This window comes from Empedobacter sp. GD03739, from assembly GCF_029843245.1.
Lineage (GTDB): Bacteria > Bacteroidota > Bacteroidia > Flavobacteriales > Weeksellaceae > Empedobacter > Empedobacter falsenii_B.
Genome location: NZ_JAOCHX010000053.1, coordinates 1 through 18,213, shown reverse-complemented (window position 1 = coordinate 18,213; position 18,213 = coordinate 1). Strand labels below are relative to the sequence as shown.

23 protein-coding genes are annotated in these 18,213 nt (G+C 30.3%); 8 read left to right on the top strand and 15 right to left on the bottom strand.

Going from position 1 to position 18,213, the window contains the following annotated elements; genetic code table 11:
- From N5E64_RS13745 to N5E64_RS13720, 6 genes are all read right to left on the bottom strand, one after another.
- Positions 1-492, bottom strand: a 492-nt coding sequence (locus N5E64_RS13745) for a hypothetical protein (protein ID WP_280037974.1), incomplete at its 3' end; no start/stop codon positions are given.
- Positions 493-567: 75 nt separating this feature from the next.
- The gene (locus N5E64_RS13740) at positions 568-1,275 is read right to left on the bottom strand and encodes a ZIP family metal transporter (RefSeq protein ID WP_221855878.1); all 708 of its coding nucleotides are present in this window, start codon (positions 1,273-1,275) and stop codon (positions 568-570) included.
- On the bottom strand, positions 1,272-2,018 hold the full coding sequence (locus N5E64_RS13735) for a methyltransferase domain-containing protein (protein ID WP_347881233.1): 747 nt from the start codon (positions 2,016-2,018) through the stop codon (positions 1,272-1,274). The genes N5E64_RS13740 and N5E64_RS13735 overlap by 4 nt, the downstream gene beginning before the upstream one ends.
- Positions 2,006-2,386 carry a Fur family transcriptional regulator gene (locus N5E64_RS13730; RefSeq protein WP_280037972.1) on the bottom strand — a complete coding sequence of 127 codons (381 nt, stop codon included), beginning with the start codon at positions 2,384-2,386 and terminating at the stop codon, positions 2,006-2,008. The genes N5E64_RS13735 and N5E64_RS13730 overlap by 13 nt, the downstream gene beginning before the upstream one ends.
- Before the next feature lie 166 nt (positions 2,387-2,552).
- Positions 2,553-4,334, bottom strand: a complete 1,782-nt coding sequence (locus N5E64_RS13725) for an aminopeptidase P family protein (RefSeq protein ID WP_280037971.1) — start codon at positions 4,332-4,334, stop codon at positions 2,553-2,555.
- A gap of 98 nt (positions 4,335-4,432) precedes the next feature.
- Positions 4,433-4,906: a DUF4265 domain-containing protein gene (locus N5E64_RS13720; RefSeq protein WP_038331503.1), complete on the bottom strand. Its 474-nt coding sequence runs from the start codon at positions 4,904-4,906 to the stop codon at positions 4,433-4,435.
- Positions 4,907-5,004: 98 nt separating this feature from the next.
- Between N5E64_RS13720 and N5E64_RS13715 the strand changes: the two genes are divergently transcribed.
- The 4 genes from N5E64_RS13715 (at position 5,005) to rimO (ending at position 9,308) form a co-directional block, all read left to right on the top strand.
- Positions 5,005-6,162, top strand: a complete 1,158-nt coding sequence (locus tag N5E64_RS13715; RefSeq protein WP_260391955.1) for a class I SAM-dependent RNA methyltransferase — start codon at positions 5,005-5,007, stop codon at positions 6,160-6,162.
- Between the two features lie 5 nt (positions 6,163-6,167).
- On the top strand, positions 6,168-6,602 hold the full coding sequence (locus tag N5E64_RS13710; protein ID WP_125349342.1) for a DUF2750 domain-containing protein: 435 nt from the start codon (positions 6,168-6,170) through the stop codon (positions 6,600-6,602).
- A gap of 6 nt (positions 6,603-6,608) precedes the next feature.
- Positions 6,609-7,646 (top strand): glycosyltransferase family 2 protein, encoded by a 1,038-nt coding sequence (locus N5E64_RS13705; RefSeq protein ID WP_115000728.1) that lies wholly within the window; start codon positions 6,609-6,611, stop codon positions 7,644-7,646.
- Positions 7,647-8,003: 357 nt separating this feature from the next.
- Positions 8,004-9,308 carry a 30S ribosomal protein S12 methylthiotransferase RimO gene (gene rimO, locus N5E64_RS13700; protein ID WP_280037970.1) on the top strand — a complete coding sequence of 435 codons (1,305 nt, stop codon included), beginning with the start codon at positions 8,004-8,006 and terminating at the stop codon, positions 9,306-9,308.
- Positions 9,309-9,371: 63 nt separating this feature from the next.
- On the opposite strand, the gene N5E64_RS13695 is transcribed toward rimO, so the two are convergent.
- From N5E64_RS13695 to N5E64_RS13675, 5 genes are all read right to left on the bottom strand, one after another.
- Complete coding sequence (locus N5E64_RS13695; protein ID WP_038335727.1) at positions 9,372-9,722, bottom strand: hypothetical protein; 351 nt, start codon at positions 9,720-9,722, stop codon at positions 9,372-9,374.
- 21 nt (positions 9,723-9,743) lie between these two features.
- On the bottom strand, positions 9,744-11,426 hold the full coding sequence (locus tag N5E64_RS13690; protein ID WP_280037969.1) for an RluA family pseudouridine synthase: 1,683 nt from the start codon (positions 11,424-11,426) through the stop codon (positions 9,744-9,746).
- 423 nt (positions 11,427-11,849) lie between these two features.
- Positions 11,850-12,605: a DUF4241 domain-containing protein gene (locus N5E64_RS13685; RefSeq protein ID WP_115000280.1), complete on the bottom strand. Its 756-nt coding sequence runs from the start codon at positions 12,603-12,605 to the stop codon at positions 11,850-11,852.
- Between the two features lie 80 nt (positions 12,606-12,685).
- Positions 12,686-13,285, bottom strand: a complete 600-nt coding sequence (locus tag N5E64_RS13680; protein WP_219035245.1) for a hypothetical protein — start codon at positions 13,283-13,285, stop codon at positions 12,686-12,688.
- Positions 13,278-13,853, bottom strand: coding sequence for a Crp/Fnr family transcriptional regulator (locus tag N5E64_RS13675; protein ID WP_115000276.1), 576 nt, complete (start codon positions 13,851-13,853; stop codon positions 13,278-13,280). Before N5E64_RS13675 ends, N5E64_RS13680 begins: the two co-directional genes overlap by 8 nt.
- Before the next feature lie 108 nt (positions 13,854-13,961).
- On the opposite strand from N5E64_RS13675, the gene N5E64_RS13670 reads away from it, so the two are divergent.
- The 3 genes from N5E64_RS13670 (at position 13,962) to N5E64_RS13660 (ending at position 15,605) form a co-directional block, all read left to right on the top strand.
- The gene (locus N5E64_RS13670) at positions 13,962-14,369 is read left to right on the top strand and encodes an Rrf2 family transcriptional regulator (protein WP_280037968.1); all 408 of its coding nucleotides are present in this window, start codon (positions 13,962-13,964) and stop codon (positions 14,367-14,369) included.
- Positions 14,370-14,422: 53 nt separating this feature from the next.
- Positions 14,423-15,079: an NAD(P)-dependent oxidoreductase gene (locus N5E64_RS13665; RefSeq protein WP_125349349.1), complete on the top strand. Its 657-nt coding sequence runs from the start codon at positions 14,423-14,425 to the stop codon at positions 15,077-15,079.
- Positions 15,080-15,173: 94 nt separating this feature from the next.
- Positions 15,174-15,605 carry a hypothetical protein gene (locus N5E64_RS13660; protein ID WP_125349350.1) on the top strand — a complete coding sequence of 144 codons (432 nt, stop codon included), beginning with the start codon at positions 15,174-15,176 and terminating at the stop codon, positions 15,603-15,605.
- Positions 15,606-15,658: 53 nt separating this feature from the next.
- On the opposite strand, the gene N5E64_RS13655 is transcribed toward N5E64_RS13660, so the two are convergent.
- The 3 genes from N5E64_RS13655 to N5E64_RS13645 all read right to left on the bottom strand — a co-directional run bounded on the left by N5E64_RS13655 (position 15,659) and on the right by N5E64_RS13645 (position 16,529).
- Complete coding sequence (locus tag N5E64_RS13655; RefSeq protein WP_280037967.1) at positions 15,659-15,814, bottom strand: hypothetical protein; 156 nt, start codon at positions 15,812-15,814, stop codon at positions 15,659-15,661.
- Positions 15,815-15,888: 74 nt separating this feature from the next.
- Positions 15,889-16,053, bottom strand: coding sequence for a hypothetical protein (locus N5E64_RS13650; protein WP_280037966.1), 165 nt, complete (start codon positions 16,051-16,053; stop codon positions 15,889-15,891).
- 110 nt (positions 16,054-16,163) lie between these two features.
- Complete coding sequence (locus N5E64_RS13645; RefSeq protein ID WP_019973715.1) at positions 16,164-16,529, bottom strand: methylglyoxal synthase; 366 nt, start codon at positions 16,527-16,529, stop codon at positions 16,164-16,166.
- 99 nt (positions 16,530-16,628) lie between these two features.
- On the opposite strand from N5E64_RS13645, the gene N5E64_RS13640 reads away from it, so the two are divergent.
- On the top strand, positions 16,629-17,678 hold the full coding sequence (locus N5E64_RS13640; protein WP_280037963.1) for a 2Fe-2S iron-sulfur cluster-binding protein: 1,050 nt from the start codon (positions 16,629-16,631) through the stop codon (positions 17,676-17,678).
- A 66-nt stretch (positions 17,679-17,744) separates the two neighbouring features.
- Here N5E64_RS13640 and N5E64_RS13635 read toward each other — a convergent pair.
- On the bottom strand, positions 17,745-18,213 hold a 469-nt coding region (locus N5E64_RS13635), incomplete at its 5' end, for a solute carrier family 23 protein (protein WP_280037962.1).

The following is an 18,213-nucleotide window of genomic DNA, read 5'->3' as shown; positions in this document are numbered from 1 at the left end:
ACTTTTAAATGTTCCTAACAAGGGGAAGATTACACCACTACTTGTAACGATTATTGCATCAAATTTGTTTTGATAAACTTGTTGTGCTTTTTCTTTAACAAGCATAAAGTTTTCGAAGTAAATAGTATCATTTGTAAATTTCTTTATTTTACCATACTCGATATCTTGTTTTGTTAGTGTATTGTACCAATAAATAATGGAATCTTTAATAATGAATTTTGTCTTATAACCTAAATAATTATTTTTTTTTGTTTTTTTATTATAATTGTGAAATTGATTAGCGTCAAACAATGTATCATTTTGAAAAGTGTATAAAACATTAGGTTTGAAAAAAAAATCAGGAGGAGGTAAATCTTCATCTATCATAGTTTCTTCAGGATAATATTCTTTTATCCAATTTCCTTGTAAAGCATTATTAGCTTTACCATCAAAGGAATTGTGACAACTTGTGATAATTATTAATAGTAGAATATATTGGCTTAATTTATTCATTTTAAACTTTATTTAAATAAATATAGTGATTATTAAAAATAAAAAAAGCAACTTTTAATAAGTTGCTTTTATATATTAATGAGAATGTACATGCATTGAAACGGTTAAATAAGCGAGAATAAAACCGACTAAAATAGAACCAAACTTCTTCAAATTAAATTTATGTCCTTCATTACTTTCAAATAAGATTACTGTAGAGATGTGTAAAAATATTCCCGAAACAATTGCACTCATTTCCAAAGAATAATTAGAAATAATGGTATGTTTTCCTAAGAAATACCCCATTGGAGCAGCTAAAGCAAACAAGGTCATAAACAAAAAACGCTTTGCGTTAGATTCTGTATGTTGACATAATGCGCTAAACAAAATCATTGAAACTGGAATATTATGAACAAAAATTGCCCACATAAAATTGTGAGATTCTGCATTTGCAACAGGAATTCCTTCGATAATCGAGTGTAAAAATAATCCGCCAAAAATTCCGAAAGGAAATTGCTCTTTTTTGTGTAAATGAATATGTCCGTGTTCAACGCCTTTACTGATCGTTTCTAAAATATATTGTACAACAACACCTAATAAAACAAACAATCCAATAGAATGATGGCTATGATTTTCGGATGGATGTCCATAGACTTGTGGCAAAATTTCTAAAACGGTCATCGCCAAAAAATACGCACCACTAAAGGTTAGTAGCAGTTTTGAGTTGTGTTTATTTTTGAGTAATATTCGAGAAAATAAAACTCCTATTAACACACTTGAAATTAAGATTAAACTTTCTTTCATTTGTTTAAAACTAAAATTAATCGGTCAGAAGTTTGTTCATCAAAAGCATCAAGATTATAATTTCCGAATACTTTATCTAAAATAAAACCTTCCGTTTCGTATATTTTTTTGAAATCGTTGAAATAAATTAAACGAACAAACTCTTCAAAATGAAATATTTCGCCTTTATCTGTGAAATCAATTTCTTTTTTGATAAAACCATTTTCGACAGATTTTGTGATTTTGAATAAAATTCCATCAATCAGCTTTTCCTCATAAGGAATCATTGTCGAAACTACTTTTTCTGCATTCAGATAATCTAAAACAAAGATTCCATGTGATTTTATTTGTTGTTTTACAGCTTCAAAAACTTTAAAATTATCTTCATAATTTTCAAAATAACCAAAACTTGTAAAAAGATTGAAAACCGCGTCAAATTCGTTTGGATGATAAACTTCGCGCATATCATGTTTTTCAAATTTTAAATATTCATTTTCAAATTGTTTAGCGTACTTGATACTTTCTTCAGATAAATCGATTCCCAAAACATCAAAACCTAATTTATTTAATGTAATAGCGTGTCGTCCCTTTCCACAAGCTAAATCTAACACTTTTGCGTGCTGTGGAAGTTGTAAATATTTCGTGATTTTTTGAATAAAATCTTCAGCTTCTGTTAAGCTTCTGTTTTTGTATAAAATATGATAATATGGCGAGTTAAACCATTTTACAAACCATTGTAAATCCATTGTTGTTATTTTTGACAATTTGGGCAAGTTCCTGTGATGACGCAATTGCAATCTTGCATCGAAAATCCTTCGGGTAAATTAATTTTTATTTCTTCTTTCAAGCAAATAAGTTGATTACAAGTTGTGCAACGAAAATGAAAATGATCGTGGTGGTGGTGTGTATGTTCACAACAGGTTTTGCACATCGCAAAATAATTTACGCCATCATCTCCCACAACTTTATGCATCATTCCGTCTTCGCAAAAATTATTCAGAATACGATAAATCGTTGCTCTGTCCATTTTTCCTTGCAATTGTGTTTCAATTTGTTCCTGATTTAATGCAGTCGTACACGAATTGAACAAATCAATAACCGCTTGTTTGGTTGGTGTATTTCGTCTTTTCATTTCTTAATGCAAATATGTTGCAATAATAAGATAATTCTGAGAAATAAAAAAATCCTATTCACTTTCGAATAGGATTTTTTTGTCTAGCTGAATTTATTTTCAGTTTCTTATTTTTTTATGTCTGATTCTGAAACGAATTTAGAATGACTTTTTGTTGAAATTAAATTTACTTAGAAATAGCCTCACATTTTTCTTTTAACCAAGTTGTTTCTTTCTCATCTAAGAATGGAGAAATTTTCTCGAAAACAAATTGATGATAATTATTCAACCATGCAATTTCTTCGTTTGTCATTAAATTAACATCAATCAAATTTTTCTCAATTGGGAAAACTGTAATAATCTCAAACTTCAAGAAATCACCAAATTGAGTAGACATCGCTGGTTGAACAATCATTAGATTCTCGATTCTGATTCCGTATTCACCATCGCGATACAAACCAGGTTCGTTAGAAAGCACCATTCCAGCTTTTAGTGGAGTTAAATTCTCTTCTAAACGAATACTTTGTGGCCCTTCGTGTACACATAAGAAATGACCAACTCCGTGTCCAGTTCCGTGCCCATAATTGAAACCGTTTTCCCAAAGCGCTTTACGCGACAAAACATCTAACAAAGAACCACGAGAATTAACAGGAAAAATAGCTTCCGATAAACCAATATTTCCTTTAAGAACTAAGGTGTAATCTGTTTTTTGTTGCGCTGTTGGTTCTCCTAACATCAATGTGCGCGTAATATCTGTTGTTCCTTCCAAAAACTGAGCTCCAGAATCGATTAACAACATTTCTTTTCGACCTAATGTATAAGCAGTTTCAGGCGAAGCAGAGTAGTGGTTCATTGCGCCGTGATCAGCGTATCCACAGATAGTCCCGAAACTTGCACCTTTACAATTTTCCTGTTGCGAACGGAAAAATTTCAATTGCTCATCAATTGTAACTTCATTAATATTATTGTCAATATTTTCTTCTAACCACATGAAGAATTTAGTTAAAGCAACACCATCTTTTACCATTGCATTTCTAAAACCTTCTTGCTCGATTTCATTTTTAACAGATTTCAAGTTTGTTACTGGAGAAGCAATTAAATTAATAGTTGAAGAAGTAGAAATTGCTTCGTATAACGATTGATTAACTCGATTTCCATCTACCAATACATGCGATTTTTCGTTTTGTTTCTTTAAATAATCGTAAACCGCTAAATAAGGTTGAATTGTAATTCCTTCATTTGCTAAAGCAGTTTTTGTTTCTGGAGTTACTTTTGCTTCATCTATAAATAAATACGCATTTTCTGTATCCACAGCGGCATATGAAATTGTCAATGGATTATAGTTAACATCATTTCCACGAATATTAAATAACCACGCAATTTCATCCAACGAATTCATGATATATACATTGGTATTTGCTTTTTTCATCTCATTGCGCACTTCCGAAATTTTTTCTGAAGCAGATTTTCCAGCAAATTTTACATCATAAATGTAGAATTGATTTTGAGGTAATTCATCACGGTTTTTATTCGTCAAGTCAATTAAATCAATTGATTTTACAGCAAGTTGATTGAATGTAAATTCATTTTCCATTTCTACAAATGAATTGTGTGCAAACATTTGCGGATTAAGTCCAACAACTTCTCCTTCTTTTAATTGAGAAATAATCCATTCGTTGATAGAAGGAGTTTCTGGCATTCTCATTTTCATCAACTCAAAAGTCGTGTCTTTTAATTGATCTTCTGCCTGAATAAAATATCTCGAATCCGTCCAAACAGCCGCTTTTTCTAATGTTACAACTGCAGTTCCAGCCGATCCATTGAAACCTGAAATCCATGTACGCTCTTTCCAACGATTTGGTAAATATTCGCTTCCGTGCGGATCTGTTCCAGGAATAATTGTTGCGCTAACTCCATTTTGTTTCATAACCTCTCTCAAAGCTGAAAGACGATCTGTGATTTTTTCCATTTTATATCGAATTCTAAAAAATTAAACTTTAATAGCCGAAAGGTACGAAGAATGTCGATGAAGGAAAATATAGAAATTAAAAAATATTATTAAGATTATTATCTGGTTTCATCACGATGTTTTTCTGATAAAACAGGTTCTGCAAAAGCAATAAATTCATTTTCTTGTAATTCGATTAATTTATCAAAAACAGATTTATAATTTATTTTTAAAGGAATTTCTAGAACAAAGTATTTTTCATTCAGCGCTTCACTTTCACAATTCAAATTCTTGAAAATATTTCTAATATCATCTCTATTAATTTCATCATTCATTATTATAACTTGAACTGTCGAATTTCCAGAAAATTCAATTACTTTTCTAAAAGTCAAACATTCTTCATCGTTATCATATTCAGCAAATACTATATCGTCACTTGAAAAACATGGACCATAGAACGGAATATTTTCAATTTTATATAATCCTTTTTCTTTGTCTATGGTTTCTGTCCAAAGTGTTTCAACTATTTCTTCTTCTAAAACCTTACTATAATATCGAACCAATATTTTTTCATATTTAGTTTCTTGATCCATGAAATATTTTTTGTTAAGATATAAATTAGTTTAGAATATCGAAAAACAATTATTCCTTTCTCAATTTCCTTTATTTCCCGTACTTTTGTAAAAATTTTATTTCCTTGGAAAATTTCAGAATGATTGCGAAAACCTTTTTTGGTTTCGAAGAAATATTAGCGCAAGAATTAAAAGCGTTGGGTGCGGCAGATGTTAAAATCCAAAACCGAATGGTTGAATTTAATGGCGATTTAGGTTTCATGTACAAAGCAAATTACAGCTTGCGTACTGCACTTCGTATACAGAAGCCAATTCTTTCGTTTTCTGCGAAAAATGATCATCAATTGTATGAGAAATTCAAAAAATTCCATTGGGAAAATTATCTGAATGTTGATCAAACTTTTATGATTGATCCAACTATTCACTCAGATTATTTTACGCATTCGCATTACGCAGCGCTTAAAGTAAAAGATGCTATTGTAGATCGATTCAAAGAAAAAAATGGTCGTCGTCCAAGTATCGATAAAGATTTTCCAGATGTACGTTTTAACTTACATATTTCGCACGATAAAATTACGTTGTCGTTAGATTCTTCTGGAGAATCGTTGCACAAACGTGGTTATAGAGAAGAAACTGGTCCAGCTCCAATTAACGAGGTTTTAGCAGCAGGTTTGTTGTTGCAAGCGGGTTATGATGGAAAAGGAAATTACCTTGATCCGATGTGTGGTTCAGGAACAATGTTGATTGAAGCGGCGATGATTGCAAATAATATTCCGCCACAAATTCATCGTAAGCATTTTGCATTTCAGAATTGGCCAGATTATGACGAAACATTGTTTACACAAATTCGTAATACGCGTTTAAATCGAATCAAGGAATCAGAATATAAAATTGTAGGTTACGAAATTTCTCCAATGATGGTAAAAATCGCGCAGATGAATATAAAATCTGCTGATTTAGAAGATTTCATTGAAGTGAGAAATCAAGATTTCTTTACATCTAAAAAGGAATTGTTCCCAGTTTTATTGGTGTTCAATCCGCCTTATGATGAGCGTATCGAAAATAATAATCAAGAATTTTACAAACAAATTGGTGACACGTTAAAATCGAGTTATCCAAATACATTGGCGTGGTTTATCACATCAGATTTACAAGCCAAAAAATATGTCGGTTTACGTCCTTCGAAAAAAGTAAAAGTGTTTAACGGTAAGTTAGAATGCGACTTTTTACAATACGAAATGTACGAAGGAAGTAAAAAAGCTAAAAATCAAAATTAAGAGAAGTGAGTCAATTTATAAAAGAAATTTGTCAAGATCAAAAAGTATATCTTTTAACTTCGGAAGAAGGTTTTGCTGTTTCGTATTCAGAGGAATTTGAGTATGAAGATAGCTCTAATTTAGAGGTTATTTGTTTTTGGTCGAATACAGATTTAGCTGAAAAAGCGAAACAAAATCAATGGGCAAATCATAAAATTGATTCGATAGATTTGAATACTTTTTTAGAAGAATGGTTGTTCGGAATGATTGAAGAAGTTTCTTTGGTTGGAATTAATTTTGACGAAACTTCGAAAGGAGAGGAGCAAAGTCCATTGGATACTATTTTGGCAATTGTTCACGAATTGAAACAATCAAAATCAACTTTCAAATTGAAGCATTTTAAGAATTTAGATGAAATTCAGAAAGTAACTTTAGAATTGAAAGAATCATTCAATCAATAATATATTTTGGAAAAAGAAGATTTACAACTTTCGATAATTATTGCCGTTTACGAACGTCAAGATGAATTGACAGAATTATTGTCAAGTTTAGCGAAACAAACGGATAAGTTATTCGAAATTATTATTGTAGATGATGGTTCTCAAAATAAATTGGATACAGTTTGTGCTAAATTTGAAACTCAATTAGATCTTCATTATTATTACAAAACAAATTCAGGTCCAGGAAAATCGAGAAATTATGGAATGGAAAAAGCGAATGGAAATTATTTCATTTTCTTAGATTCTGACACGATTATTCCTTCGACTTATATCGAATCGGTTAAAAAAGAATTGACAAGCAATTTTGTTGATGCTTTTGGTGGTCCAGATGATGCAGATGATTCGTTTACAGATTTGCAAAAAGCGATTACATTTTCGATGACTTCTTTTTTGACAACAGGAGGAATCCGTGGAGGAAAAAAACAAATTGGTAAATTTCAGCCGCGTAGTTTCAACATGGGAATTTCTCGAAAAGCCTACGAAAAAACAGGTGGTTTTGCGGATTTACGCGTTGGAGAAGATCCAGATTTATCAATGCGTTTATGGGAAAATGGTTTTGAAACACGATTATTTCAAGATTCGAAAGTGATTCATAAACGTAGAACTTCGTTAAAGAAATTTGCAAAACAAGTCTATCAATTTGGAGTTGCGCGTCCAATTCTTAATCAACGTCATCCAAATTATATCAAACCTACTTTTTGGTTTCCGAGTATATTTTTTGTCGGAACTTTAGTTGCGTTTCTACTTTTATTGTTGAGTTTTATTCTTCCGAAACATCAATTTATTCTACAAATTCCGTTTGTTTTGTGGCTAATTTATATGTTTTTGATTTTTATTTTCTCTACAATTCGTTTCAAATCTGCGGTTGTAGGTTTATTATCAATTCAAACAACTTTAATTCAATTTTTCAATTATGGTTACGGATTTTTAGAAAGTCAATTCAGGTTGAATATTCTCAAACAAAATCCTAAAAAGGCATTTCCGAGTCATTATCATATCGATTAAATATAAAAAATAAAGGTCAAGATTTCTCTTGACCTTCTTAATTTCAAAGCATTGCTTTGACATCTAACTTAAAATACTAATAAGCTCAAATTTAACATTTATTGTTGAAATTAAACTATAAATAATTTGTTATATTTTGTTAATCAATTAGTTAAAATTAATTTTAATAATTATTATTAATGATAATAAAGTAATAGTTGATTAATTTTCTAAAATAGTTAGTTGTAAAGAAATCTATTCTATTTAAAGTTATTTGAGTTTAAAATTTTTTATTTTAACTATTTATACTTGTTCCATTCAATCTTTTCGGTTAGTTCTCTCAAATATTTCGTAATTTTGCAGACTTAAATTAGAGTAATGCGTACAAAATCGACTGGAAAAAAGAAAATTAATGTAATTACGTTAGGATGTTCTAAAAATGTATACGATTCTGAGGTGTTAATGGGACAGCTGAAAGCCAATGGGAAAGAGGTTGTACATGAGCAATCTGGAGAAATTGTGGTGATTAATACTTGTGGTTTCATTGATAATGCAAAAGAGGAAAGTGTTGATACAATTTTAGATTACGTGCAACGTAAGGAAGATGGTTTGGTGGAAAAAGTTTTCGTGACAGGATGTTTGTCAGAGCGATACAAACCAGATTTAATTGAGCAAATTCCAAATGTTGACCAATATTTTGGTACGCGCGAGTTACCATTGTTGTTAAAAGCTTTAGGAGCAGATTATAAGCACGAATTGGTTGGAGAGCGTTTAACAACAACTCCTCGTCATTATGCTTATCTTAAAATTGCAGAAGGTTGTGATCGTCCTTGTTCTTTCTGTGCAATTCCTTTGATGCGTGGAGGAAATGTTTCTCGTCCAATCGAAGATTTAGTTACAGAAGCTACTAAATTGGCGAAAAATGGAACGAAAGAATTGATTTTGATTGCGCAAGATTTAACGTATTATGGATTAGATATTTATAAAAAACGTGAATTAGCGACTTTATTAAAAGAATTAGTGAAAATTGAAGGAATCGAATGGATTCGTTTGCATTACGCATTTCCAGCTGGTTTCCCAGAAGATGTTTTGGATGTAATTCGTGAAGAACCAAAAGTTTGTAATTATATCGATATTCCGTTACAACATATTTCAACAAAATTATTAAAATCAATGCGTCGTGGAACAACACACGAAAAAACAAATGCTTTGTTAGATGCAATGCGTACAAAAGTTCCTGATATGGCGATTCGTACAACGTTAATTTGTGGTTATCCAGGTGAAACCGAAGAAGATTTCCAAGAAATGAAAGCGTGGGTACAAGAGCAAAAATTTGATCGTCTGGGATGTTTTACTTATTCACACGAAGAAAATACACATGCTTATAATTTGGAAGATGATGTTCCAGAAGAAGTAAAACAACAACGTGTTGAAGAGATTATGGAAATTCAATCTCAGATTTCGTACGATTTGAATCAAGAAAAAATTGGAAAACAATTTAGAGTAATGATTGATCGCAAAGAAGGTGAGAATTTTATTGGTCGTACAGAATATGATTCGCCAGATGTTGATAATGAAGTTTTGATTTCTGCAATTGATACCTATTTACCAGTTGGTGATTTTGTAAATGTAGAGATTATCGAAGCTTACGAATTCGATTTAATTGGAAAAGTAATTGATTAATCAATTTTAGATATAATAAAAAACCACTTCTCTCGAAGTGGTTTTTTTATGCTTATTTTTTTTCTAATTTTTCAATATTTCATCAAAAAATTCTTTCGAATCGTTATCAAACGTAGGTTTTTGTAACAATAATTGAGAGATTTTCACAATTTTATCAAAATCTTGTTGTGTAAAATATTCACCAAAATGTTCATTGCAAAAATCACCTAAATTTCCTAAAACGATATTCACTTCTTCTTCGCTCAACTCACCTTTTTGTTTCCAACGTTCACGGAACAAACTTGCAGCTAAATAAGAAGAAATATCGATCAAATCATCTATCGAAATATTAGATCCGTTTTTCAATTTTGCCATAATCAACGTATCCATATCGCGATAAATTACTTCTCGTATTGTCAAATCTTTATTTTCCATTCTTTGTATTCTTTCGCAAAATTAGAGATTAAAATTTGGATCTACTTGAAATTTCATCAATTCTTTCGTCTTCGGATGCGTAAATTCTAAGGATTCGGCATGTAAATGCAAACGATTTGTTTTCGTACCATATAAATCATCACCAATAATTGGTGCATTTAGTCCCAAACGATGCGAAGCATGCATGCGCAACTGATGTGTACGACCGGTAATTGGATAAAAATAGACAAGCGTTTTATTGTCTTTTCTTGCAATGACTTCATACTTTGTCTGCGCCGTTTTTCCATGTTCATAACAAACCATTTGTCTCGGTCTATCGTCCAAATCCACACGTAAAGGTAAATCTATAAAACCATTATCGCGCTCAACATTTCCATCTAAAAGTGCAATGTAGCGTTTCTGAACTTTACGTTTAATGAATTGTTGTTGAAGAAGTTTATGACTTTCTTTATTTAACGCCAAAACAAGAATTCCAGAAGTTGACATATCCAAACGATGAACAATAATTGGACCTGTTGCCAATGGAAATTGATGTTTAATTCTAAGATAAACAGAATCTTTAATCTCAATTCCAGGAACAGAAAGAAACTCTTCTGGTTTATTGATGACAACCAAATCATTATCTTGATATAAAATTTCTAACTCTTCAACAGTTGAATTTTGCTTCAACAATAAGTTTTCATTCAGTTCAATTCCTTGCAACATATGTCCTAAAATAGGCTCACATTTTCCTGTACAAGCTGGATAAAATTGACCATGTTTTCTAACCTCAGATTTTGGCGAATCTCCCCACCAAAACTCAGCCATACAAATTGGTTCTAAATCATTTTGAAATGCATATTGCAATAATTTGGGTGCAGCACATTCACCAGCAGCAGCTGGAGGTTGTTGAAATACAGTTGTTGAAAAAATTTCTAATAATCCTTTTTCTTGCTTAAACTTATTCAAGAATTGATATTGATTAAACAATTGATTTTGAAGTGAATTAGATTTTATTTTTCGTTCTTCTTTTAATGAATTGATTTCATTCTCAAAAACATTTATTTTGCTTAATAAAATCTGTTTTTCAGAATCAAGTTTTTCATTTAGAATTCTAAATTCATATTTATCACGTAAACTTTGTTTGACTAAATCTTCTTCAAAAAATTGAATTTCTTCTTGAGATAAAGTTGGAGAAATTGTTTCTCGTTGGGATTTTCGGTCTTTTTTATTTAATTTTAATAGTTGTTTTCCTTCTTCAATTTTTAACTTAGAATTGATTTCAAATTGAATAAAATCTTCTTTAACTTGTAAATAGTTTTGATCATTTTCTAATGATTCTAAAATACGATTGATTTCATTCAGACGTTCTTCTTGTTCTAAGAAAAAACCATTTTTATTCAACATATCAAAAATAGGTGGAACAAAAAATTTGTGCTGATTTGTATTAGCCAATTTACCTGAAACTGCCGCTAAATATCCTACTTCATTCTTTTGATTTCGAACAATTAAAACACCAAACATTTTACCAATTGGAGTGGAAGATTGGTCATTTTCTAAACCAAAATTATGTTCAAAATCGGTTTGATTTTCCAAGTATTCTTGTAGCTCTCTACATGCTTGCTTCGCAATTTCAGTAGGTTCATAATAAAATGGATAATCAAACTTTTTGGGAAGTTCGTACGTAGTAATTGGATGTTTAAAATATTGAAAATAATTGGACATTTGCTTCTTTAAAATCGATGCAAAGATACAGTTTAAGCAATAAATTTTGAAATTGTATTACTCAATTCGTTCCAATAAATACCAATTATCTTTCAATTTTTCAGATATTTTATATTCATTTTGAAACTTATAACTATTTTTATTCTCTGGATTTTTGTATTTATAGAGACTAAATTTTGCAGGTAAGTTATCATAGTTTTTGATAGCACTTTTATTTTCATTAAGAAATTTTGATTTATGAATTCTTATATATTCTATTGTATCATATTCCAAATAAAAGTAGTGGATAGAATCATTATAAAAAATATTAGTTTTCTCATTCTGTTTAATATGATATACAATACGTTAATATGCATATTTTTAAACAAAAAAATCCCTCAATTTCTTGAAGGATTTTAAATTTTATTTGATCGAAAAAATTAATTACAACCACTCATCATCATCTTCTGAATCTTCTAATTCAGCATCGATGAATTGAATATAAAATGCAATAATTTCTCCTTTTTCATTGTATCCAAAGTAAGCAGGATAAATTCCTTCACCAAAACCAGCTTGAAAAATTGCCGATTTGAATTCTGTATTTGGAATTGTCCAATTGATCCAATCTCCTTCTTCTGATTGATATTTCGGATTATTTTTAGCGTTTTCTACAAATAATGCATTGAAATAATCATCATATAAATTTACATCACCTTTACTTTCGAATTCATCAATAAACTTTACAAAAGAATCTTTTGCTTCTGCATCAACAATTGTTGCTAAACCACTTTCGATAGAAAAACCAAAATATTCTCCTTCTTGTAATTCATCAATCAACTCAATTCCTTTCATTGCTTCTTCATAACGAACAGGTTTTTCGTTTGTAAAAGCAACTTTGATACAACCAATCAAATTCTCAACATCACCATCGTCTTCAAATTTTACGATGCTTGCAGTTACAGGAAAATTACCTTTTGGCGTTTCAAGGAAATAAGGATCTTTGTCCATTGATAAATATTCACCCAAAGGATCATTCACAAAGATTTTTCCAGACGGTAAAGAAACTTCTCCCATTTCAATTTGGTCGATTTCTACACCTCCAATTTCTTTATCTGTAAAATATTTTTCTAAATCATTAGGAGCTAAAGTGAATTCTCTTTTAGATTCCCAAGTTTTTAACCATTCTGCTGTTGGTTGCATAAATTATTGTTTTTAAGTGGTACAAAATTACATTAAATAATGAGACTAGCTTAACTTTTATATGTTAGTGAAAAATTAAATTATCTTAATTTTTTTCTCAACTCGTTCTTATCAATATCATATTCTAAATGCATGATCGAAATTAAATCATCTTCAGAAAGTAAATTGTTTTTGTAATATTGAATTAAAAATGATTCGATTTTAGAAAATTCATTTAATGATTTTTGTAAAAAATAAGCTTCAACAAATTGATTATCTTTTGTTTTTAATGTAATTAAATTACTAATTCCGTGCGAACCTTCTGGGTTTTCGAACTCACCAAATTCTTTTACAGCTTTTCCTTTGTAATCTTCATTATCAATGACAATAGAAAATAAATCGTTGATTGAAAAAGTTTGATCCTTTACAGAAATTGTATCTTTTGTAAATGTCAATTTTCCATCAAAATTACCTTTCAATTCTGTAGTAGGTCTTTTAAAATAACCATTCCAATAAGCAACAGCAGTAGCTAAAAGCCCAATAAAAATGTAATAATACGTTTGATTTTTAAAAACTTTCAGCTCCAAAAACACAAAACTAATTACAGTAACGGCGAGAAATGATAAGATTACTTTCGCAATTTGTTTATTATTTTTTTTAGGTTTTTCTGGTACAAAAATTTCAAAACTATAACTATCCATGTGCTATTTCTTTACGAACTCTACTTAAACTTTCGGGTGTGATGCCTAAATATGAGGCGATCATCCATTGTGGTATGCGAGAAAGTTGGTTGGGATAAAGACGCATAAATTCTAAATAACGAGTCTTTGCAGATGCACCAAGTAATAAATTAATACGATCTTGTAAACTGCGCACATGATTTTGAATTAATTTATTTTGAGCAGCTAAATAATTTGGATTTAATCGAGTGATTAGATTATTTAATTTTTCATTCAATAAAATAACGGTAGAATCTTCTATTGCTTGAATATAAAATTTTGATTGTTGCTTACAAAAAGCACTATTTCTATCACTTACAATCCAATTTTCTGTACCAAATTGCAAGACATGTTCTTTTCCATTTTCATCTATTGTATAAGAACGAATAACACCAGATTCAACAAAAAAATAATCTTCGGAATATTCACCAGGTTCTAAAATAAATTCATTCTTTTTGATGTGTTTTACTACCAAAAATTTTTCAATTTCTGCCCATTGTTCTTCTGTGAGATCAATAATATTTGATAAATGTTTTTTATAATTTTCCATATGTATAGGAGTATGCAACAAATTTAAGAGAAATTAATCAATAAAATTGTATCAATATTTGTTACAATTAAAAAATTTGTACTAAATTTGTCCCATCGATATAGAGAAATGAATAATTTAAGATTTGCAACGGCGATTCATATTTTAGTTTTGACTGAAAAATTCAAGGGACAATTAATAACTTCTGATTTTATTGCGGGAAGTATTAATGTGAATCCTGTTGTGGTTCGTCGTGAGATTAAATTCTTGAAAGAAGCAGGTTTCATCGATTCGAAAAAAGGGAAAGAAGGAGGAATTTACTTAGTTAAAGATTCTGCTGATATTTTGTTAGGCGATGTCTATAAAATTGTCAATCAAGAAAATGTTTTTGGAAGAATGAATCATACCAATCCAGAATGTCCAGTTGGTAAACAAATGAATGACAATCTCGAAAGATTATTTGATAATGCTGAATCAGATTTAATTAAATCGTTAAATCATAAAACTTTAAAACAATTTTCTGATGAATTTCAGTAAAATTTTTTATCTTTAAATGTAACAAAATTAATTACAATATAAAATTAAATAAAATGAGAGTAGCAGTAATTGGAGCAACAGGTTTTGTAGGCTCACATATCGTAGAAGAATTGGTAAATAGAAATCAATCTATCAAAGCATTTGCACGAAATACTGACAAGGTTTTAGATAGTAAAAATGTAGCAAAAGTGGCGTTAGATGTAAACGATGTACAGGCTTTGGCGACAGATTTGAAAGGTGCTGATGTAGTTGTAAGTGCATTTAATGCAGGTTGGGCAAATCCAAATATTTATGAGGATTATTTGAAAGGTGCAAAAGCAATTGAAGAAGCAACTAAATTAGCTGGTGTAAAGCGTTTGATTGTTATTGGTGGAGCGGGAAGTTTGTATGTGAATGATCAAAAAGAATTACAAATTGTAGACACACCAGATTTTCCTGAACAAATAAAACAAGGCGCTTTGGCAGCGAGAGATTATTATAATATCTTGAAACAAGATAATGAGTTGGATTGGACAATGTTTTCTCCAGCGCCAGAAATGCATCAAGGAACATCTGGAGAGCGAAAAGGAACATATCGTTTAGGCAATGATGTACCAGTTTTCAATGCAGAAGGGCGTAGTATTTTGTCTGTGGAAGATGTTGCAGTGGTGATTGCAGATGAAATAGAAAATGCAAATCATATAAAAAGCAGATTTACAGCAGCTTATTAAGATATTTGAGTAAATTTACAATAAAATTATTTTTATAGGACAATTTTTTGTTTTTGGTACGGTTTGTGAAAAACAGATAACAAATACAAGAATAATGAAATTGTCAATCGCAATAGGAAGTTTAATCCTAAGTTTAGGATTTGTTCTAATATGCTCTTTTCTAAATCTTGGTGTATTTTTTAATCAACTACTTGGAGTAGTTTTTCTGTTCTGTAGTTTGTTTATGGGGTATTTAGGTTTCGTCAATTTATTTGATTACCTAAATCATTCAAGATTATTAAATAAAGGAGTAAAAGTAAAAGCACATATTATTGAAATAAAAAGAGGTTTATTAGGAGAAAATCATTTGCCAGATTATATAGTTGAAGTCTTTTATAAACATCCTAATAATGAGAAAATTTACTATACAGAGTTTGAATATTTTGGAGATGTTAATGCAAATGAGATTTTAAAAAAAGGAAAAGATGTCGATATCTTAATCGATCCTCAAAATCCAGAAAATATATATTATAAAAATATAATTTAAAAAAGGCTGTCCTAACAAATAGACAGCCTTTATTATTTTTATTAGGATAAAAACTATTGTTTGATATACGTTTTATTTCCGTTATCGTTGATATAGTATTTTCCACCTTTTGGTCCTACATAAACTTTGTGTCCATTGTAAGTCCCTGCAGTAGTTGTTTTAGCTACAGTCGTTTTTGTTTCTTTTTTTGGAGTAGTCGTTTTCTCCACTTTTTTTTCTGAAGCTACTTTTTTGTCATTGACTGTTTTAGCAGTTGCATCAGTTTTCTTAGTTGTAGTTGCTTTTACATCCTTTTTGTTTCTGTTACTTTTTTATCAGTTGTAGCCTTTGTTTTTGCCATTTCTGTTTTAGCAGTTTTAGTTGGAGTTTTAGTTTGAGCAAATGCTACAGTAGATCCAGTAAATGCAAATAAGCTAAGCGCGATAGCTGTTTTTTTAATTAAATTCATTGTAATTTGGTTTTGAATTGTTATTTATATTCAGTTAAAATTTCTATTCAATATTAAATAAATTATCCACCAAAACAACCAAAATAAACTTAAGATTAGCTTAAGAATAATTATTTCAAATGATCCAATAACATTTCTGCTGTCGCTGGGTTTGTAGCTAATGGGATATTGTGTACATCGCACAGTCTCAGTAACATATTTACATCGGGTTCGTGCGGATGTTTCCCCATTGGATCTCTAAAAAAGAAAACCATATCTGTTTTTCCTTCCACAACACGAGCGGCAATTTGTGCGTCACCACCAAGAGGACCAGATAGATAGCGTGTAACTTTCAAGCCAGTTTGCTCCGCATATTTTCCTGTCGTTCCAGTTGCGATAAATGTGATATTATTTTTATTTAAAGCTTCTTTATGTTTCATTAAAAAATTGACCATTTCAGCTTTTTTTCCATCATGAGCGATCAATGCTATTTCCATATACTTTTTCTATTTAATCTAAAATCTTACTTTTGTACAAAGTTAGCAGAACAATCTTAAATAACGAGTTGTTTTAAGAATTATAAATAGTATACGACTATGAAATTTAATTTATTAACAGTAAAAGAAATTGTAAAATTAACGGCTGATGCTGTTCAAATTTCGTTTGATGTTCCTGAGGAATTACACGAAGAATACAATTTTTTACCTGGACAATATATCACTCTTAATATTAATGGAGAACGAAGAGATTATTCTTTGTGTGAATCTCCTAATGATAAAAAATGGAGCATTGGGGTTAAATCTCAACCAAATGGAAAGATTTCTTCTTATTTAGCAAATGAACTAAAAGTTGGTGATCAATTGGAAGTTTCTACACCAAGTGGACGTTTTACAATTCCAACAAAACCAAACGAAAAACGTACGTTATTAGCTTTTACGGCGGGTAGTGGAATCACGCCAATTATGAGTATGTTAGAGTTTACTTTGCAGACTGAAGAATGGGTAAATTTTCATATTTTTTATGTAAATAGAGATGAAAACTCAATCATGTTCAAAGAGCGTTTGACAGAATTGAAACAAAAATATCCAAACAATGTTTTTATTCATCATTTCTATACGCGTCAAGATCAGGAGAATTTCATTTACAATGGACGAATTGATGAGAAGAAATTTGATTTAATCTTGAATCAAATTATTGATATCAACGAAGTAGATGAAGCAATGGTTTGTGGACCAGAACAAATGATTTTGACTTTAGCGAAAAAAATCAACGAAGCTGGAATTATCGAGAAACATATTCATTTCGAAATGTTTAATCCTTCAGTGAAAACAGAAGATATTTTTACAAAACATGATGAAGGGCCTCAAACGGTTCAAGTTACTGTAACGCTTGATGGAGAGACTTCTGAAGTGACGTGGGATAGAGGAAAAAATTTGATTGATACGATGTTAGATGCTGGTATTGACGCACCATATTCATGCAAAGGAGGTGTTTGTTCGTCTTGTATGTGTAAGATAACGGAAGGTGAAGTGCATATTGGAGACAACTATGTATTAACAGATTCTGATTACGAAGAAGGAATGACCTTAGCATGTATTTCTCGTCCAAAAACAGCTACTTTAGCAATTGATTTTGACGAAGTTTAAGAACAAAAAATATTTAATAAAAAAGACGGAAATTATAAGTTTCCGTCTTTTTTATTTTATGATAATCTAATTTTCTTCATCAAACATTTCCTTAAACGAGACAAATTCTCTTCCCGGAAGAATTAAATTTAGAGCAACTCCAATTATAGAAGCCAAAGCCATTCCTTCTAAAGAAAATAAATCTCCAATGTGAATTGCCGCACCACCAATTCCTATAATTAGGATAACAGATGAAATGATTAGGTTTCGTTTAATCTTGAAATCAACTTTATTTTCGATTAGCATTCTCAAACCGCTCGAAGCAATAATTCCAAATAATAAAATAGAAACGCCACCCATAACTGGTGTTGGAATTGTACTTAATAAAGCTGAAACTTTACCACAAAATCCAAATAAAATAGCAAAACATGCTGCTCCAATAAATACATAAATACTAAAAGCTCTTGTAATAGCTAAAACACCAATATTCTCGCCATACGTTGTGTTTGGAGGTCCACCTAAACAAGCTGCAATCATTGTTGCAATTCCGTCACCT